The sequence below is a fragment of the Aneurinibacillus tyrosinisolvens genome (genome assembly GCF_001015055.1).
Lineage (GTDB): Bacteria > Bacillota > Bacilli > Aneurinibacillales > Aneurinibacillaceae > Aneurinibacillus_A > Aneurinibacillus_A tyrosinisolvens.
Genome location: NZ_BBWZ01000003.1, coordinates 180,072 through 199,212, shown reverse-complemented (window position 1 = coordinate 199,212; position 19,141 = coordinate 180,072). Strand labels below are relative to the sequence as shown.

The window sequence follows — 19,141 nt, the reverse complement described above, 5'->3', positions numbered from 1 at the left end:
ACCTCCGCAGAATAAAGAGAAACGGGAAAACATGCAATCGTGCGAAAAAGTACCGTTAAACGATTCTACTGTCCTATGAAAAAAAGCAAAATGCCTGGCGAAACTCCATGAGTGAAGCAAGAGTTGCCAGGCATCCAAATCGGTCTTCTATTTTTACTTGGTATGTAACCACTGTGAAAGCGGCTGGTAGGCGTGCTGCGCATCTTCATAGCCCTGTTCATACAGGTTGTTTAACTTTTCTTTGTTCTTCTCAATTCTATCTACCTGTACAGGGTTCGCAGGACGAATAATGAACACGTTTCCATCCTTCTCCTGTTTATTGATATAATCAAGCGTCTCGTTGTAAATCCGATGGCGTTCGATTATTTTATCTACCAGCTTCCGATACCGGGGATACAGTTTTCTTACCAGCCACTCCATTTTGACAGGTGTTTTCCGATAGTTTTTGTCCCTCGTTAGAATGACAATATTTTTAGCGTTTCCATCCCTCTCGGATTTACGAATGGGGATCGGATCAGAAATCCCGCCGTCCAATAGGGTGTACCCATCTACAGATACAGGCGGGGATAGAAGCGGCAGGCTGCTGGAGGCACGCAGCACAGAAAGCATGTCAGCGTCCTGATTTTTCGTAAAATAAACAGGGTCTCCTGTTACGCAGTCGGTCGTTCCTACAACAAATTCCTGGCACGACTGAAAAAAAGCCGGAAAGTCAAACGGCACAAGGCGATTGGGCAGTTCATCAAAGATAAAGTCCATTCCGAAGAGACTTCGTTCACGGATAAAATTCCTGTAGTTCACATAACGCGGATGCTCGATATAGTCTACCGTTACCGCTTTGCTGCGCCCCGGCTGCCGTGATACGTAGGAAGAGCCGTGGCATGCGCCGGCAGATACGCCGATGACGTACGGCAGGTACACCCCCTTCTCCATAAAGAAGTCAAGAATGCCTGCCGTATAAACTCCTCTCATTCCTCCTCCTTCCAATACAAGGCCTGTTTGCTCCATAATTCCACCTTCTCTTTGTTATTTTACATCCAGAAGTGTACTAGTATTTTTTTCGCTTGTTTCCCCTATAATAGAATGATAGCATACAATACGGGCATCTATCTGCATAGTAGCCGATGAATTTATTGTACGGAGAGGGAGAAAAACGATTAAACGACTGTTTTTAGCTTTACCTATACTTTTCCTTTTTACTTTATCATTTTCTATCATAGATCCTAAAATCAATCTCGACCTTATCGTTCTAGTAGATGAAGAAAAATCAGCTATTCCGCTTGCTGTCAGAGAAGGAACCATGCTTGTTTCCGCTGACAAATTGTGTGAAAGCTATGGAATCAGGCCGGAATGGAATGAGAAATCAGGTGTATTTATAGGAAGAAAGGGAGATACTCAATCTCGCTTTACAATCGGGGAGAAAGCGGCCCTGTTAAATGGAAAACAGGTCGTACTGAGGGCAGCACCGGTGAAAATATACGGCGAGCCCTTCGTCCCGCTTCAAGAAACCAGTGACGCATTCGGAGGGCATATCGTCCGCTTTCGAGGAGAACAGGCGATTCATTTATTTGCACCGAAGCCGCTCCTCCCCTCTTATGATGTTGTTGTAATCGGAAGCGAGCCGGAAGCGATTGCTGCTGCAGTTGCTTCCGCAAGAGAAGGACAGCGAACGCTTCTTGTGGATAAAAAACCGAGGCTTGGCGGCCTTTATACATTAGGCCGGCTCAATACACTCGATATGAATTATACGCCCAGTGGCGGCATCCTTGTTACGAAAGGACTGTTCGAGGAGTTCTTCAATGGAATTGGCAGAAGCAGCTCTTTTGACACCGACCAGGCGCAGAGCCTGTTTGATACGATGGCATACCGAGAGAAAAATTTAACGATCGCGCTCTCTGCAAATAGAGTCGCTCCGTTAAAGAGCGAAAACAAAATAACGGCCGTCAGCTATACGGATGCTGCAGGCGCATCCCGTGTCATATCCGGAAAGCAATTTATCGATTCAACACAGGATGCTGATTTCGCCGCCGCTGCGGGTGTTCCTTTTACGCTCGGACAGCAGGATTACCGGCGGGTGCAAACGATGATGTGTGTCACGCTGCTGTTTGAAGTTTCCGGGGTGAACTGGGATGAACTGCGCTCGTATTTGAAGAGCGATGGAGACAGCGCAAGCGGCTCGGATGGTTATTCCGCCTGGGGTTTTGGCAGTGAAATGGAGCGCTACAGAAGTTCGGATCCTTCCATTCGGATGCGTGGATTGAATATGGGAAGACAGTTTAATGGCAATGCTCTCATAAACGCCCTGCAAATACTGGATATGAACGCTTTGAATCCAGATGAAAGAAGAGCGGCGTGGGAGAAAGGAAAAGCCGAAGTCCCCCGGGTTATTCAGTATATGAAGCATATGCCCGGTCTTTCTAATGTGAAATTAGTCAGTGTAGCACCCGAGTTATATGTAAGAGAAACGCGCCATATGGTGGGCCAGTATCGGGTTACGCTTGATGATGTGCTGGAAAACCGTGATTTTCCTGACAAAATCGCATTCGGTTCTTATCCCGTTGACGTGCAGAGGAGCCCTGACCAGCCTGGCATGGTTATCGGCGACCCGGCGTTGTACAGTATTCCTTTTCGGGCACTTACGCCAAAGCAATACACGAACCTTCTGGTCGCGTCGAGGAGCGCAAGCTATGATTCTCTTGCCCATGGAAGCATCCGGGTCGTTCCTGTGGGCATGGCAGTCGGCCAGGCGGCAGGCATCGCTTCCGCTTACGCCAACACGCACCATGTAGATTTTCACATGATAACGAACGCGAAAGACGGGTCGCATATAAAGGAGATACAGCGCCTGCTTGTTGCCAGACAAGCTTATTTACGCCCTATTCTCTCTTTCCCGGACCCGTTCACGCTTCATTGGGCTTACCCTGGCGTAGCCTTTCTGCGGAAATATGCCATTATTGAAGGCGGATATATGAATGACTATAAGCTGGACGAGGAGCGAAGCCGGCAAGCTTTTGCCATGTATGTAACCCGTGCCGCGGAGCGTTCGGGTACTGCCCTATCGTTTACGTATCCTTATCCTGTTGCAGATTCAAGCGCAGTGACGAAAGACGATGTACTTCGTTTTCTAAATGTAAATCATGTTTCCGTGGATAGCCTGTCTTTGCAAACAAAATACCACCTTGAGCATGCGACAAAAATGTCCGCCGATATTCTTTATATGGTAGTTTATGATATTTTTCATATGCAAGCACACAAAGAAGATCTCATAAAAAAACAGCCTCCTTCTGCTTTTGGAGAAAGGAGGCCTCTGTAAAGCATCAAACTTTATTTCGCTCTATTCACCCTCACGATACCCATATCCGTATGGCGGGTAGTAGTAATATGGATACGGACGAGGGTGATAATACCAGGGGCGGTTATACCACTAAGGAGGAGATCGTATGGACTTTAAACTGGAAAGAATCAATGATAAGGTTGAATTTTTTGAAGCGTGGGATATAAAGACGCTGGAGAAGAAAGTAGACGAACAGATTGAGAATAATAAGGTGCTTATGCTGGAGGTGCATTCGGTAAGCCACCAGGTTGCCTTTGACCCGGCGTCCGGCAGACCGTTTTATTCGGCGGTTGTCCATTTTAAAGCAAAATAATCGAGAAGGATTTTAGTGGTAAAAATTGATATTCACAAGAAATTCAAAAGGAAGAAATACAAAAATCAAGACATTTAAACTCTTTATATATTCTATACAACAGTAAAACGCCGTAACTCCCCGATTAAAACCATCTGATATACTTCTCCAATACTTCTACAGCGTCTTTTTCTCCTAACTCAACAAAGACTTCTCTTATAATACAGAGAGCTAACAAAGGAGGAATACCAGCTTCTTCTATTGCTTGGTAGATATATCGCCTTTTATAGTTTTTGTTTTCCATAGGTTCCTTTCACCCTTAATCCTATTCATCTTTAGAATGTAGTGATTTAAGCTCGACTTGCTTCTTTTGCAACCATGCTCTACAAGTAGTTGTAAAATCAGCGAAATAATGACAAGGACCAGAGTAACAGAAGGTCCGCAAAGGAGAGCAACGTTCCATGGTTCTCTGCCACTCAATCCTTGCGAACTTAAGATCTTTTTTCACAACAGTTCTTTAATTCGTTCGTTAATCGAAGCAACCTGTCTATATAACTTAATTCGCTTCTCCCAATGTAAAGTAGGAAAAATAATTTCTGTCTTAATTTTCTCTTTAAGTGTAATCAATTCATTGACGTCAGCAATTAATTTAATAGATTCTTTCATATTCTACTCTACTTTCTTCTTGGTAAGGAATCTGGGTTTAAGAAAGTTATTTTTCTTCACGAGGCTTAAAATACATATTTATCTTCATTCTGTCAATCGGATAATAAAAAGATCAGAAGTACAAATGAATTTTTTTGATTCGATTATTATAACATCATAAAAGTTCGACATTTTATCCCTTTATTTCACACTCTATTAAAAATTACTATAAACCTGTTTTAAACAAAAAAAAACCTCCCAAAAGGAAGAGACAAGGGGGGATTTCAACTCCTTTATTTACCATCCTACAACAGATTTAACTCTTTTCCGCGCTGCAAAGCCTTAAGTCTACTGTTAATATACTTGTTTTAATTGACATTCTAACAGTTGTTGAAAATTCATCATAGAGACACGCAAAAAAAGGAGCTGGCTATTTTTCCGGCTCCTTTTTTATGTAGGGAAATGCCTCTATTGCTTCTTTTTTCGCCCACGCGACGTTCGTTTGGGTTCCGTTCCAACCATTTTTCATAAGGTTGCCACAGATAACTTCGTAAGAGTCGAGACAGTTATAACAAGGTTCGTTCTGCTTTTGTCTCGATTTTGATCAGGAGATGCAGGTAATTGTCCATTCGTTTCTGTGGCGTGCCAACCCGTATCATTTGGTCCGAAAGGACGGAGCTATTTTCAGGAAGTCGAAAAGAATAAATCGCTCGTGTCATGCCATTTTTTTCAGACGCGTCACGAAAAAGATGCCCCTATCACGATACTCATCGAACTTGTCATACTCTACGTAGCCACGGTCAAATACATAGGTGGCATCCGTTTCATCAATCAAGATCTCCATCTGCGTCCGATCAGTCGGCTTTGCCGGGGTCACTTTCACTTTTTCAGGGACAACGTCGTTGTCCTTTAGAAAGGCAAGACGAAGGTGGATTTTTACGCCCGCTTTGGTCTTTCGAAACGTGGCCCACTTGTATTTGGTTAAACAAAGCGAAATCGTAGAGGAATCGATGATTTTTATGTCTTGTTTCCATGCGCAGGTGTACTGCGTATGGGGACGAAGCGCTCAACGGGTGAACGGGTTTTTCTCAATTTTTAAGGGAGCAATCATCTACAGTACACATCACATTTATTTTTATATATAATGTTAATTTAATTGAATCAATTTCATAACTCAAAGTCCTTGAACCGTAAGGTTCAATCGACATGAAAAAAAGGAGTACCTCCCTAAATCTCGAATAGAGTAGTTGCTACCACAACTCAATGAGAAAGGTTGGTCTCCTTATGTACTCTATTCGTCAAGGACATTTGTTTTCCCTGCAAGATTTGTTAGATTTAGAACCTACCGAACGTTACACGGCGATTTTTGAAGGCATCAATATTATGCCACTGCTTAAAATTACGTTTAAGAAAACATGTGATGGTACCCCTCAGTCGCTTAATTATCCAGCGATGATTTATTCCATGCTGGCTCGTATTTTGGAAGGGATCCCAACAATAAAACTTCTTGTTCGCCGTTTAAAACAAGATGTTCTTTTCCGTCTGGATTGTGGTTTTTCCTTTTCCGATCGGGTGCCATCTGAAGCTTCTTTTTCACGTTTAATCCGAAAAATCAAAACCTCAAACGTGTTGGCCGAAATGAACCATCAACTTCTATCACAAGCGATGGAAGAAGGTTTTATTGATGGCAGCCATATAACCTGCCTGTTTTTGAGCAGAAAATCGAAAAACAATTGAATTACACCTTCGATGAGCTTCAAAAAGAAATGCCAAACGCTCCCAGGTGGGGAGTTAAAAAGAACTCCGAAAATAAAAATGTTTTTTGGTACGGCTACAAACTCCATTTAGCGGTAGAAACAAAAAGCCAGTATGTTATAGGCCATCTGCTTTCATCAGGAAACATGAATGATGCGAAAGCTGCCATTCCTTTGTTAAAAGGAGTCGCTGCGTGTTTTCCTGAGCTTACCATCACGAAAGTGATGGCGGACGCCGGGTATGATTACAACCCGATTTATGAGCAGATTTACCGCATGAAAGCAGATGGTATCATTGCCTATAATAAGCGGAATGAAGCGCCACCTATCGGTGTCGATAAGTATTTTGCACCGACCTGTGTTCGTGAGTATTCCTACCGTTATGACAGCTATGATAAAAAATACGAAACACTCAAGTATACAAGACCAAAGGAATGTGCGGACTGTCCACTTGCTCACGACACACTCTGTCAAAAAAGCATGAAAATCAAAAAGACAGCCGATTTGCGCCGGTATCCAGCTCCCGCTCGTGGAAGTAAGTCATGGAAAGAGCTTTACAAGGAACGTACTTCTGTTGAAGGAGTGAATGCGTACTTAAAGGAGTATTTTCAGCTCAACAATATCCGATATCGTTCTGGAGAATTAGCGAAAGTCCAGGTTGATTTGCTGTGTCTATTGTTTAATGCTTCTAAATTAGCTGTCAATCGTATCAATACCAAATTGAGCGTTAAAGCCGCTTAGCAGAATACGACCTCCGGTCGTTTTTAAAATTGAATACAAAAATTCTGTAGGTATTGAAATTTTAAAAAGCAATTATGAAATTGATTCAATTATATGGTTTTCGGAGGAAGCCCTTCAAGTATCATAACCTTTTTCCCTCCTACTTCCCAAATAATATACCAGCGATTGTTAATGTGATGTATTCACTGTACATGGTTAGGAACCAACTCGTTTTATAACACCATACAAGCTAATTTGGAATGCAATCAAAACCAGATTACGGTAATTTATATTTTCCCCACTGCTGGCCAGGGGTTCTGGAAAACAATAATATTATCAAATGTTATTAGAGAAGGCTTTATAATATGCATTTTTAATTCTAATTCTATCCCCGATTCGCAATTTAGCCTTTCCGCCATAATTAATAATATCTCCACCTATATGTATACCGCTTATCCATTCTCCATCAAAATTAACTCTCACTACTTCTCCATTCATGAGCAAAACCACTGAAGTTTCATTTATATAAATCATAGGAGAATCATTCGAAGCCTTAAAGAATGTACCTTCAATATAACGATTCATTACTGTCATTCCCTTTTCTTAATTTAAGTAATTTCCTTAGTTACTAAAGATAGTGTATCGATTAATTATTATCGTTCTATGGCGAGTCCATTAAAAATTTAAGAATTAAGGGAGTTTATTCCATCCTCATTATGCAGAATTTCATTAATGGAATATAATCTCAAATTTAAGACAGTGACAAAAAATACAAACAAACGTTCTCTAAAAAAGTGTGAATACAACGAATCACCATCTGAATATGGCTTTTATTTTATTATGTAAACTTGAATAAGAGGATAAATCCAGTCGTACAAAAGGTTTATATGTTTTATTTTAGTTTACTGAACGTACGTTATCGGACCTTGTAAAAAGTAAGTGAAACAAATTATAGGAACGTATTAAGTCCCTTATCCAATAATCCTACCTTTCAAAAGGGAAATAATTACTTTTGGCGAATTTATAATTGGTTAGGGAGGAGAATATCGTATGGTCCTAAGTGATTGTATTGTTACTGTTAATGAACTAATCTTTGCTAACATGACTGTTAAATTTATGGAGAATGAAACAGAAATAACTGTACATCTTGGTGGTAATGGAGAAGCCGTTACAGAAATCGCTGGCTATTTTAATAAAAAGGAATTGCAGGGTAAAATCATTATTTCGGGTGTAGATGAAGAACATAAAGAGTGGCTATTCAAATTATCCGATCCAACAGAATACCATTTAAATATCAGCCCATTGTTTTATGTATCGATAAGTTTTAAGAAATAGCCACCGATAAAGGTGGTTTTTGTATAAATGTTTATTTAATTTATCTCCATTGTTTAGTTGTGGAACAAAAAGGGAAATATTAATACAACCTTCTTTAAACACATGCTATGTTATCTTAGTAAGGCCCCAGTTACATACTGGGGTCTTTTTCTTTTATCCTTGGAGATTCAGCTAATAAAAAAAGACAGCCGTTATGGCTGCCGGTTGATAAGTATATCTGGTTCGTTTTGTTCATACTGCAGAAATTCATATTCTGCTCCTTCAAAATAGCCCTGATAAGGAGGTTTGTTTTTTAAAATAAATGAGCCTACTAAGAGTTCATCGCTAATCTGGTCAAAAGTTACCGCTGTTGGAGTTGTTTTCTATTATTTATTTCTTGTATTTGCTTATTAATCAACTGAACTTCAGTGTATAAGTCCATACGTTCTGTCCAGTGCATAGGTTGGGTTATTCTATCCTGAATATCTTTTTTAAATGACGTTAGCACTTCCACATCGTTGATTGATTTTATCTCTTCAAAGAAATCCATATTAATATAATACCTCCCCTATGTTTTTCCTATAGAAAATTATACCTCTTAATAAAAATAAGTAAATCAATAAATTGTAGGTGTTTACATATTCACTCGTTAATGTAAATAAGAGTATAAAAAAAGAGAAGCGCAATGGCTTCTCCTCATTTTCTTTTCTATAGCAAAGAAAAGTTTGTTTTACTGTACATCGTACAAATTAGGAATAGATTAATTCCGATCTTCTACACTTCATTTCCTCTACAATTAAAGAATCGAGTTCCTGACTAATGTGCAGTACATCTGGATGTTGGAAGTTGAAATCATGCTGTGCTACTCTATCTGCTAATTCTTTCTTTAATTGGTCAATCATTAAATCTAACTCCACTCTCTGATTCAACCTTATCTCTCCTTAGCAAGCAATAAATTCAACAAGCACATTTTCCATTATGTATTACCGAACAATTCCATACCACAAAATTATCTCGACAAATGGTGACACTTATTCATTTCGTATTAATAATGGTTATATGTATGACTGACATGCCTTTTTATCCAATTATGTTGTCCTAATTTGATAAGATGATCTGACGAATTATAGTTATTTTTGTCTAATATTATCATAAAACTACATTTATCGGTTGTCGTATCCCCTCATTTTTCATAAATTTGTCACAAATAGACTTTCCTGTTCTTATGACTTGAATCCTTCCCGTTTTTAATGTATGTCTTGTTTTAATGATGCGTAGTATGTTCCTGGAGAACTATTTTATTTTTTCTCCTGCTAATTTTAAAAAAGAGCATGAAAAAACCACATGCGATAACTTACCACATGTGGTTGTATGTTACTTCATGCAATAACTACATGCATTTTGCCTGAAGCAAGCAGAAGAATTAAACTATTCTTTTTGGATCGCCTTTAATTTTTCAAATTCCTTCTCTACTTCTTGTTGCATTGTAGGATTAATGGAATAGTCGTGAATCTCTTGCGGTTGATGGGAGAGGCGGTTGCTTGCCTCTACTTGCGCCTCCAAGAGTAAGACGCGTTCTTCCGCACGAGCAAAGCCTTTGGCGATATGATCCGTATTGAATGAAACAACCATGTTGTCCATCTGCTTTATCGATTGGGCCACATTGGCTCTCGAAAGCAAAAGCAGTCTTCTGTTCTGCAGTTCACTATACTTGTCTTTAAGTTGATGCAGCTTTTCACCCAGGATTTTTGTCTGGTTTGCAATGGTTTCGTACTGCTCATTATATAAATTTAGGTTTTTCTCCTGGTTCAATTTTTCTTGCAAAGCCATTTTGGCAATAGATTCTTCCCCTTTATCGACAGCCAGTTTTGCCTGGCGTTCCCTTTTAATTATGATTGTGTGTGTATCCACGATTAACGTCATTTGTTTTTTCTCAAGAAAGAACTGATGGGCATAGGCTTGTTGCCCCTTATTGATTTCTTCCTCCATTTCCCGCATGTGATGGTTCAACATATTGATCGGGTCTTCCACTTTATCAAGCAGTGTGTGTACCTCATTCATTGTAATATCCTTGATTCGCTTAAAAATCCCCATCTTTTTCCTCCTCTTGCTTGTCCTTCTGACAGATTTGAGTATAGAGAAGAAAAGTGAAAAAATGATGAAAATGAAAAAAAGGGGGTTGCAAAAGAAAAAGCGCAACTAATCGACTTGATAAAGGGCCCGTCCGGTCATCATCAAGTCGATGGAGTGCCTTTCTTCTGATATATGGAAAGTAAAACAAAAGTTCCATCGGTATAAAAAAAATTCTTTCTCTTGAAAATTTCACCGTTTTTTCACTTTTCCTGGGTAAAGTAGGAACTGTCCCAAACAAAAAAAACAATTTTAAGGAGTGTTATCCATGAAAAAATTACTTACTTTCGCTACGACTGGGTTAGCTGTCATGGCCATTGCGGGGTCTGCTTTTGCCGCTTCAACAGCTACCACCACTTCAACCACTTCCACAACACAACAAGAAGCTTCTGTACATAAACATGATAGACAATTTAATAATCAAGAGCTTCTTTCCTTGTTGAATCTGGATGCCAGCACTTTACAGCAAAATTTCAAAAGTGGTAAATCATTGGCCGATATCGCTGCAGCGCAAGGAGTAGACGAACAAAAAGTGATTGACCTCTTGGTAAGTCAAGACGCTCAACGATTAGATCAAGCCGTACAAGCCGGTAAATTAACACAGGATCAAGCGACAAAAGAAAAAGCGGACGCACAGACTAAAATCAAGAACAGGGTAGAAAATAAAGGCGGATTTGGCAGAGGAGAACATGGTGAACGAGGAGGAAAATTGAAAGAAGCAGCCTCTGTGTTAGGAATCGATGAACAGTCACTCCAAACCCAATTACAATCCGGAAAAACGCTGGCTCAAATCGCCCAAGACAAAGGGATCACGAAAGATGATTTGATTAATAAACTGGTTCAAAATGAAAAGGATCGTCTAACAAAGATGGTGGATCAAACATGGCAGCAGAAGCATGATGCTAAAACAGATGGTGATGGCGAAACGAATGATGATGCTTCAACATCCAACAGCAGCACAAGTACTGAAACTTCTGCTGTAACTTCTCAAAATTAATGTTCCATAGCTAAGGCACACTTTTTTCACTAATTCCCCCTACTTTTAAAATATAATGAATCCCATTCTTTCATAGAGTGGGACTTTTTTCTTTTATAAAATTTCGCAATCAATGTAACACAATACCTATTCTGTTACGATTAACCATCAATAAGGTCAATATGGTAAACCTTGTTGGGGTTTTCTTGTTCAGCTACCGGGGTAAAAGTTGAATAAGACATATATTTAATTACTTACGTTCAATATAAGTAAGTCATCTCAAACAAAGGTGGTTTGTTTTTTGTTTATGTAAAATATAAATCAGTAAGTATGGATTTTTACAAAAAAACCAATTAAAGATACAAAAATTCAATTATTTACAGATAATTTATCTGCGTTTACAATGAAAGAAGGAAATGTAAAAGGGGATTTACAAATAATGAACCGAATTAAAGAATTGAGGAAAAAGAATGGTCATACATTAAAAGAATTAGCAGCAAAAATAAATTATGATTACAGCAACCTTTCTAAAGTAGAGCGTGGGATTTATCGCCCTTCCCTTGAGTTGATTCAAAAAATTTCAGACGTTTACTGTGTAGATATAAAGACATTTTTTGAGGAAGAAAGTGAATATTCCCCTACAGAATGTGATTTTCTAGGAAATTTAGAAATTGCTTCGGAAGATTTAAAGAAAAAATATAACCTGAAGCTGGATGGAGAACGATTAACCGAAGGAGAGGTTGATTTTATCGTTTCCATTATTCGAAATTTACGTGAAAACATTAACAAGAGCAAAGAGAATTAAATCTATCTTAATAATAAAAACACATCACTGGAGGTTCCTGCCACCACCCAGCTTTTCACATATTTCACATACCCCCATGCTGGTAACTACCCCTGTAAATTGCTCAAAGTCCGTTTTATTGAATAGGACGCAATGTCCCTTTGCCTCAACCACTATTCCCTCCTTTTTGATTGGTTTTAACATACAAACAAAAAATACATCTGGATTTGTAGGGAGCATTGCATAATAAAAGACTGTATTCCCTCCCCATGCTTCCTCGAATATAGTATAAACTCGATCGGAAAACTGCTTTGAAAAAATGGGGTTGTATATATCCATTCCAATGAAGCTTTTCGGTAGACCCAAACCTTCTAATAAATTTTGGTTTACATAAACAAATAAAAAAATACCATTTATTTTTTTTATGTAATAATACAAAGGTCCATTTGTTTCCTCGTATTCATAAATCATTTTGGAGAGAATGGAAAGCAGTTCAATTTCTGGCTTTTGCATAGTAACCCCCGTTACAATTGTACATTTCCTTGATTTTACCATGCTTGATATTTAACATAAAAGACCCATTTATACATTGGAATAAATTAACAGTTACCCACACTCATGCAAATAAAGAGACTAACATGTATGACAGGTCAGTAATGTTATCATTCTGTACCTCGCTCTTCGTGGATATGCCTTCACTTTTGTACCGCTCTTTGGTGGGGGGCGGCTTTTTTGGTGATGATATCGGGAGCATAGTTTGCTCACTTTATACTGTTCATATTATTCATACTCTATCTGAATCTGACTTAAAAATCCGTATGTATAAACCGCCACCCTAATCTGGGCGGCGGAGACTTCTTAAATGGCTTTGGATTTTTTATCGTCTGCGTCTAAATACTAAAGTGGTTGCTGTAGAAGCTGTAAGAACAAAACCATTTAGCAGCAGGCATCTTCGAACTGGGCTTACTCGGTTTCCTACACGTAATAAGTGTCTGCAAGGAAAAGCACGCCCCATAACATTGAAGCTGGTAATATGCCTTCTCCCTGTAGCACGGTTACGTCTAAAATGGATGGTTACTACGTCGAACCTGCGAGTTTGTTGTGGCATGTCCATCACCTCCTTCATTCGATTTACTATAGATAATGCAAAGTTGAATGAATTCGAACCGGACAAGCGTGGAGCTTCCTAAAAATGTGCGTAAGCCTAAAAACGACGAAAACAGTCGCTGTATATAAGGGGGGGAATTATACGAATACCGCCTATAAGATCACATTTTTTATTTATCTGAAATTTTTGCTTTGAGAATATTACATGCAGGGTAAAATAAAAAGCAGGAAAGGATAAACGTTTTCCCATTAACGGGAACCTGAGGATGGAGATAGACGCTTACGTTGCTGGATTAGATGAGGAAGACTATTTATTCCCTTCAAAGAAAACAGATAAGCCAATCACTCGAATCCAAGCTTCCCGGATCCTTAATGATACAGCTGCTAAGGTTGGCCTGGATGAAATCGGCACGCATACCCATTGGTTTACCAGGAATCAAGCGAAGTTAGATGCTGAAAATCTCGCTAAATCTATACGTCGTAGAACAAAAGGATTGCCAGTCACTCCAATTATTAAAACTAAAATAGAAGAAGTTATAGTCAATGAGAATGAACTAGACCGGCTACGTGAAGAAGGAAAGATAAAAGAAGGATAAACATGGATTAATCCCTGCCTAAATGGTGAGGTTTTTTATTTTTGTTTGTTTTCCGCCGACATAAGAAAAACATCGCGGGCATGCCGCTCGTCCTTTCCCCTTCTGGAAGTTGGACGGCCACTTAGTCTCACGCCGGGCGGACCGGCAAAACATCTGGGTAGCTTAGGTGTTGAAGACAATTGCCGGTCTTTTTTCGCCCTATGGCAGGCGCGCTCCACAGGGGGGAAAGAAAAGAGCCGTCATCGCCCGCGATGTTTTTCTTTGAATTCAGGACCGCACGGTCCCATGATAGTAATTTCCTTTAACACTTTAAAGCAATATATACGTAACCTTAGAAAGCTGATAGTTAATATTACAGTACATACAACAATAGATAAGGTGATGATTGTTTTTCATGATAAATGGGAGGGCTTCCTGTTGTTCTTTGTTTAAAACAATAATATATGGGCGAGAATTATCATGAGGGGATTATCCACCCCTTCTCCACACCCGTTCCCTCTGGATTTAATTCAGGGGGGACACCCTTAAACTGCGTAAAATCATTTACAGGTGTTCATGATTCTTCACTCCTCCAATCAAAAACCCTTTCTTAATTTGAAAGGGTTTTTGATTTTGTTTGATTAAGGAATAAAGGGGTAAAACACTTATATACCCCTTCAGTGTTAATTAACAAGTTAATGATTCGTACTGTCCCCGATATATAGTCGGGGGCTTTTCTTTTTTTTAGCTAACAAAAAAGACAGCCGTTATGGCTGCCCATTCGTTTTATGTGTTCAGTTTGAAGCAGGTATCTTCTTACCATTGGTAACGGACGCGAGCGTTTGCACCTTCCAACGGAAATTCCGGATAACCATAAGCTAAGCGTAATATCCGCCATATTGGTCTGCATGTTCAATTCGTATTGCTACCCAATCGTGCCGTTCGTCGTGCTTGTCGTACACATAGAGCTCCACAGGAGAGCCGGAAGAAAGTTCATGCCCATCCACTTCGTAACGGTTATTTGCATTGAGAACCAGCCCTCCTTCACATATTCATAAAATCCCTTTATATTATACGTTAAAAACAAGAAATCCTCTCATTTAAAAAGGGAAATCCACGTTTTTTCTTCGAGAAAGTACATTTCAAAGGAGAGGGTGTCCCAAAATTCACTTCTGGAATACCCTCTCCTTTTTATAAAACTATTTTCCTGTCGTAATACTCACCGTTTGCGTTTTTGTATCCCACGCTACCTTTGCACCAAAAGCCTGGCCAATCGCCGCCACAGGGATAAACGTTGTGCCCTTCTTAACCTGGGATTTCCCTTTCATGTCAACTTTCTTCCCGTTAAAAAGAGCGCTTGCCTCACCGATTTTCAAGGTGAAAGTATCCTTTCCTTTCGTCGCTGTTACGACCCCTGTCTTGCTGTTCCAGTCCACTTTCGCACCCATCAATTTCAAAATGGCGCTCATCGGGGCATATGTTCTGCCCTGCTCAGTGAAAGGCGCCTGGGTGAAAGATGCCGTCTTGCCATTTACTTTCACTGTAATTTTCCCGCCCGTTCCCGCTGCCGGTTTGGACGGCTTCTGATTCACAAGTTTTTCGAATTCATCCAGTGACTCCTTAAACACCTGCATCGCCTGTTCAATTGGCTGTGGAGTAGACATATCTACTCCGGCTGCTTTCAGAACGTCGATCGGTGCCGCGGAGTTGCCTGCTGACAGGAATTTATCACGAATACGATCGACTGCTGGCTTCCCTTCTTCAAGCACCTGCTTGGAGAGTGCCGTAGAAGCCGCAAAGCTGGTTGCATACTGGTACACATAGAAATTCATATAGAAATGCGGGATTCGCGCCCACTCCATCGCGATTTCAGGGTCTGAAACCATCGATGGCCCATAGTACTTCTTGTTAATATCAAGGTACGTTTTCTTTAAGAAATCCGATGTTAATGCATCGCCGCGCTGCTCGGCTTCGTGAATCGTTTTTTCGAATTCAGCGAACTGCGTCTGGCGGAATAGCGTCGTGCGGAAGTTTTCAAGATGCTGATTCAGCAAAAATAATTTTTCTTCTCTTGTTTTTGCATTCGCATAATTGTATTTAAATAGGAGCGCCTCGTTCATCGTCGATGCAACTTCCGCGGTAAAAATCGGATAGTTGGAATTGATGTATTTCTGATTTTTGTTTGTATAATACGATTGCATCGCATGGCCGAGCTCATGGGCCATGGTGGACACATCATCCTCGGTCCCCTGATAGTTCAGCAGTAAGTACGGATGCGTTGTATAGGAACCCCACTGGTACGCTCCGGATGTTTTGTCCTCGGTAGAATAAACATCAATCCAGCCGCCATCCTTAGAGAATGCCTGATCCCGAAGCACACCGACATACTCTTCACCAAGCGGCTTAAGGCCGTCCAGCACCATTTGCTTCGCTTTGTCATACGGGATGTACTTCTGATCCGCTTGAACGATCGGCGTGTAAATATCGTACATGTGGAGTTCTTTCAACCCTAACAGTTTCTTCTTCAAACCCATATAGCGGTGAAGGAGCGGCAGGTTTTGATCAACTGTACTGATAAGCTCGTCGTACACAGCTGTAGGTACGTTGTTCGGTGTAAGGGCTGCTTCCAGGGCAGTGTTATATTTGTGCACTTTGGCATTTACATTGTTTACCTTCACCTGGCCGGCAAGTGTTTTCGTAAAGGTATCCCTGAACTTATCCAGCGTCTGGTAGTACGCCTGGAAGGCTGCCCTGCGGACTGTCGGATTTTTGCTTTCCATATAGCTGATAAAATTAGCACGGGTTAGTTGAACATCCTTGCCCCTCTCATCCTTAATCGTTGGGAATTTCACATCTTTGGCAAGCATGGTGTAAATATCGTCCGGCGTGTCTCCCAGCGGAGCCACTTCGGAAAGGAGCTTCTCCATATCTGCGGAGAGCGTATGCGGCTTACCCCGCAGAATATCGCCCACAAATGTTTTGTAATCGACAAGGCGAGGATCGGCCAGGTATTCCGCCATCTGCTTATCATCAATTTTGTTTAGTTCCGGGGAAAGCCAGGCTGTTTTCTGCTTCACGAAGTTGGACATCTTGTCCGCCCGATCCGAAAGCGCCTGCATGCTGCTGTTTGAAGAATTTACGTCAAAATTTAAATGGGCGTATACGTATGCTTTGTCGTTTAAGCTCATTAAATCACTGTAAGAATCCAGGACAACTTTCAGCGTATCCGACGATGTAATCGTTCCTTCCAGTTTCGCAAAATTGCCGGCGAGCTGTTCAATCTTCTGCACATCCGCATCCCATGCTGCTTTGTCCTGGTAAATTTGTTCTGTTTTCCACTTGTACTCTGCCGGAATATCGGCACGAGATTTATATGTAGGTAAAGCTTCTGCAGCAGCAGCCTGTACAACCTGTGTACTAACCGGAATAAATGGTGCGGAAAGAGACGATAATGCGATTGCTGCTGCTGTGACGGTGGTGAAGACAACTCTTTTCATTAATGGACCCCTTTCTCAATCTATAATTGTAGTATATGGAAAAGCTTATGAATGTATTTTATAGGAAACACAAAGCTTTTACTATACAGAATTAACTAAAAAGTTGAAAATATGTTAATTTTCCTATATGTATGGTTTATTTATGTGAGAAGATGGTTCTACCCTTTATACCAACTACTCTATAGCAGGCACCATTCTCGCCTATGTTGGCTTGTTCTCCCACATTCATGGATAGAAGAACTCACCTACATATTTTTAAACCGAAATGCAAACGCTTGTAATATACGCATAAACTTTTTGGGGGTGATGTAATGGAAAACGAAGATTTCAAGAATTCGCTCGACCTGCTTCAACAGCTTACGGATTCCTTTCAGTCACTGGCTGGCCAGGACAGGGCGCTCTCTCATTATAACCAATCCATTCATGCTATTAAGCAATCATTCAAGCAGCTGGCAAACAGCGCGAATACAAGTGGAATAGCAAACGAACAAATGGAAGAAGTGCGAAAAGGCATCACTTCCTTGAGGATGACTGTACAGCAAATGACAAACCGCCTGGAACAATCCCAGGATGAGTCTGTACAGGCATACCGGCGTATTCTCGGCGAGAGTAAAGAACAATTTGAATCAGCATCTGATTCTCAAAAGCAAACCATGAACGCAGAGGCTTATCATTCATTGCAGCTGTATAACGGATTTAAAAACACCATCGGGCTTCTTAACCGGTTTGATGGGGAGCTTATGGATGCCAGCCAGGAGGTAGAGCATGAAATGATAAACCAGATGCCGCATCCTAATATCCACCTGGAGAAGGATTTTGAAAACGACCCGGCCCCCCACCCTTTAACATAACCACTATTTTTTCAATCAGGAGGAACTAAAAATGCCGCATAATCCATCGTCTGAACACCAGCAAACCGAAAAAACCAAAGTGGTACCTGCACCTGCTAAAGTTACCGCCTCTGAAGTAATGCCGACCCGGCAGGAAATCGATCAGGCAAAACCGATCGCATCGGTTCAACGCGAAACACTAGAATAAATAATTACCTGAATAAAAATAAAAAATAAAGGAAACCTACGATTTGTAGGAAGATGACCTATAATCCCAATATAAAGGAGAATGAAAATGAAAAAAATAACTGCATTAACTCTAGCTCTTTGTCTTGTTTGCTCATCAGCTCCAGCTTTTGCATCTGATGGCGGTCCACAAGGTGGCGGCGGTGCCGGTACACATGGCGGTGGCGCTGGTGGTGGCGGCGGTACTAGCGGCGGTGGTGGCGGTACTAGCGGGGGCGGGGGCGGTACTAGCGGCGGTGCTGGCGGTCGCTAGGAGCAACCAACAATATACAGGATAGGTACAGGCAGAACAAATAATACTTAACTAAAAGGGAAAAGAGGGCACAACTCTTTTCCCTTTTATCTTTTCCAGTGAAAATGGCACTTGCCTCGGGAATAGGTACGAATAAAAACTAATTTATTTGTCTTATTCCCTCCCATTCCCAATGCTATTCTCATGCACATACGCTTAAGCAAATAACCAATCCCAACCCCCAGAAACAGAAACAAAATGGGAAGCCACACAGGCCCGAATTTAACTCCATATATGCTTAAGGTTGGTGAATAAATAACCCCTATCGTTCCGATATATGCCGCAAAAACAAAAGGAAGGAAACTGTACGGATTGTTTTCGTTTCCTGCGTCCCGGTACGCATCCCATATTCCGAACATATAAATGCAAGGGTAAAACATAAGCCAGTGGTAATTCGTCTGCCCAATTGCCTCTTGAATTTGGCCGTGGAAGCTGAAAATAATAACTTCATTCAAGTTAGATCTCGTGTTAATTATAATTTCCAGGGCGATGAGGACCAGCCCTTTGACATATTTTCCATTCAGTAACTGACCGAAACCCGGAAGTGCAATTGACCAGAACAGCTTTTCTGCCCTATGCTTGTTATTCATTCCTCTCCATCCCCTATTAGCCTGCTATATTAAGTATTTATTAATTTCAATCCAGCTA

General features: G+C 40.7%; 19 protein-coding genes and 2 pseudogenes. 10 read left to right on the top strand and 11 right to left on the bottom strand.

Annotated elements, in window-relative coordinates; all coding sequences use genetic code 11:
- Positions 1–153: 153 nt before the first annotated feature.
- Positions 154–1,008 (bottom strand): patatin-like phospholipase family protein, encoded by an 855-nt coding sequence (locus MBEAL2_RS04485; protein ID WP_152667694.1) that lies wholly within the window; start codon positions 1,006–1,008, stop codon positions 154–156.
- Positions 1,009–1,093: 85 nt separating this feature from the next.
- Here MBEAL2_RS04485 and MBEAL2_RS04480 point away from each other — a divergent pair, with 85 nt between their 5' ends.
- Positions 1,094–3,310 (top strand): FAD-dependent oxidoreductase, encoded by a 2,217-nt coding sequence (locus MBEAL2_RS04480; protein ID WP_439644825.1) that lies wholly within the window; start codon positions 1,094–1,096, stop codon positions 3,308–3,310.
- 127 nt (positions 3,311–3,437) lie between these two features.
- The gene (locus MBEAL2_RS04475; protein ID WP_047151105.1) at positions 3,438–3,644 is read left to right on the top strand and encodes a YrzA family protein; all 207 of its coding nucleotides are present in this window, start codon (positions 3,438–3,440) and stop codon (positions 3,642–3,644) included.
- A 124-nt stretch (positions 3,645–3,768) separates the two neighbouring features.
- On the opposite strand, the gene MBEAL2_RS31615 is transcribed toward MBEAL2_RS04475, so the two are convergent.
- Both MBEAL2_RS31615 and MBEAL2_RS30005 read right to left on the bottom strand, forming a co-directional pair.
- A complete protein-coding gene (locus tag MBEAL2_RS31615; RefSeq protein ID WP_161798168.1) occupies positions 3,769–3,927 on the bottom strand; it encodes a hypothetical protein in 159 nt (52 codons plus the stop codon).
- 1,056 nt (positions 3,928–4,983) lie between these two features.
- Positions 4,984–5,289 carry a transposase gene (locus MBEAL2_RS30005; protein WP_082129754.1) on the bottom strand — a complete coding sequence of 102 codons (306 nt, stop codon included), beginning with the start codon at positions 5,287–5,289 and terminating at the stop codon, positions 4,984–4,986.
- Between the two features lie 263 nt (positions 5,290–5,552).
- Between MBEAL2_RS30005 and MBEAL2_RS04465 the strand changes: the two are divergent.
- Positions 5,553–6,763: pseudogene (locus tag MBEAL2_RS04465) on the top strand (transposase).
- A gap of 315 nt (positions 6,764–7,078) precedes the next feature.
- Here MBEAL2_RS04465 and MBEAL2_RS04460 read toward each other — a convergent pair.
- Positions 7,079–7,327, bottom strand: a complete 249-nt coding sequence (locus MBEAL2_RS04460) for a hypothetical protein (protein WP_047151104.1) — start codon at positions 7,325–7,327, stop codon at positions 7,079–7,081.
- 465 nt (positions 7,328–7,792) lie between these two features.
- Between MBEAL2_RS04460 and MBEAL2_RS04455 the strand changes: the two genes are divergently transcribed.
- Positions 7,793–8,077 carry a hypothetical protein gene (locus MBEAL2_RS04455; protein ID WP_047151103.1) on the top strand — a complete coding sequence of 95 codons (285 nt, stop codon included), beginning with the start codon at positions 7,793–7,795 and terminating at the stop codon, positions 8,075–8,077.
- Between the two features lie 340 nt (positions 8,078–8,417).
- On the opposite strand, the gene MBEAL2_RS04450 is transcribed toward MBEAL2_RS04455, so the two are convergent.
- The 3 genes from MBEAL2_RS04450 to MBEAL2_RS04440 form a co-directional block, all read right to left on the bottom strand.
- Positions 8,418–8,606 carry a hypothetical protein gene (locus MBEAL2_RS04450; protein ID WP_047151102.1) on the bottom strand — a complete coding sequence of 63 codons (189 nt, stop codon included), beginning with the start codon at positions 8,604–8,606 and terminating at the stop codon, positions 8,418–8,420.
- A gap of 199 nt (positions 8,607–8,805) precedes the next feature.
- On the bottom strand, positions 8,806–8,985 hold the full coding sequence (locus tag MBEAL2_RS04445) for an aspartyl-phosphate phosphatase Spo0E family protein (protein ID WP_047151101.1): 180 nt from the start codon (positions 8,983–8,985) through the stop codon (positions 8,806–8,808).
- Between the two features lie 499 nt (positions 8,986–9,484).
- A complete protein-coding gene (locus tag MBEAL2_RS04440; protein WP_047151100.1) occupies positions 9,485–10,150 on the bottom strand; it encodes a PspA/IM30 family protein in 666 nt (221 codons plus the stop codon).
- A gap of 304 nt (positions 10,151–10,454) precedes the next feature.
- On the opposite strand from MBEAL2_RS04440, the gene MBEAL2_RS04430 reads away from it, so the two are divergent.
- Complete coding sequence (locus tag MBEAL2_RS04430; RefSeq protein WP_047151098.1) at positions 10,455–11,183, top strand: hypothetical protein; 729 nt, start codon at positions 10,455–10,457, stop codon at positions 11,181–11,183.
- A gap of 418 nt (positions 11,184–11,601) precedes the next feature.
- Positions 11,602–11,967 (top strand): helix-turn-helix domain-containing protein, encoded by a 366-nt coding sequence (locus MBEAL2_RS04425; RefSeq protein ID WP_369405466.1) that lies wholly within the window; start codon positions 11,602–11,604, stop codon positions 11,965–11,967.
- A gap of 24 nt (positions 11,968–11,991) precedes the next feature.
- Here the strand turns inward: MBEAL2_RS04425 and MBEAL2_RS04420 are convergent, their stop codons facing one another.
- Positions 11,992–12,459: a hypothetical protein gene (locus MBEAL2_RS04420; protein ID WP_047151097.1), complete on the bottom strand. Its 468-nt coding sequence runs from the start codon at positions 12,457–12,459 to the stop codon at positions 11,992–11,994.
- An 893-nt stretch (positions 12,460–13,352) separates the two neighbouring features.
- On the opposite strand from MBEAL2_RS04420, the pseudogene MBEAL2_RS34315 reads away from it, so the two are divergent.
- Positions 13,353–13,472: pseudogene (locus tag MBEAL2_RS34315) on the top strand (site-specific integrase); the annotation flags it as partial.
- A gap of 1,034 nt (positions 13,473–14,506) precedes the next feature.
- Here MBEAL2_RS34315 and MBEAL2_RS33920 read toward each other — a convergent pair.
- Both MBEAL2_RS33920 and pepF read right to left on the bottom strand, forming a co-directional pair.
- Positions 14,507–14,635, bottom strand: a complete 129-nt coding sequence (locus MBEAL2_RS33920; RefSeq protein WP_161798167.1) for a DUF5348 domain-containing protein — start codon at positions 14,633–14,635, stop codon at positions 14,507–14,509.
- A 192-nt stretch (positions 14,636–14,827) separates the two neighbouring features.
- Entirely contained in the window at positions 14,828–17,125 is a 2,298-nt protein-coding gene (gene pepF / locus MBEAL2_RS04410; RefSeq protein ID WP_161798166.1) for an oligoendopeptidase F, read from the bottom strand.
- 311 nt (positions 17,126–17,436) lie between these two features.
- Between pepF and MBEAL2_RS04405 the strand changes: the two genes are divergently transcribed.
- The 3 genes from MBEAL2_RS04405 (at position 17,437) to MBEAL2_RS31600 (ending at position 18,454) form a co-directional block, all read left to right on the top strand.
- Positions 17,437–17,976, top strand: coding sequence for a hypothetical protein (locus MBEAL2_RS04405; protein ID WP_047151096.1), 540 nt, complete (start codon positions 17,437–17,439; stop codon positions 17,974–17,976).
- 31 nt (positions 17,977–18,007) lie between these two features.
- Positions 18,008–18,163 (top strand): hypothetical protein, encoded by a 156-nt coding sequence (locus MBEAL2_RS31605; protein ID WP_161798165.1) that lies wholly within the window; start codon positions 18,008–18,010, stop codon positions 18,161–18,163.
- Positions 18,164–18,250: 87 nt separating this feature from the next.
- Positions 18,251–18,454, top strand: a complete 204-nt coding sequence (locus MBEAL2_RS31600) for a hypothetical protein (protein WP_047151095.1) — start codon at positions 18,251–18,253, stop codon at positions 18,452–18,454.
- Positions 18,455–18,540: 86 nt separating this feature from the next.
- Here MBEAL2_RS31600 and MBEAL2_RS04395 read toward each other — a convergent pair whose 3' ends face one another.
- Positions 18,541–19,083, bottom strand: coding sequence for a hypothetical protein (locus MBEAL2_RS04395; protein ID WP_369405465.1), 543 nt, complete (start codon positions 19,081–19,083; stop codon positions 18,541–18,543).
- Positions 19,084–19,141 lie beyond the last annotated feature (58 nt).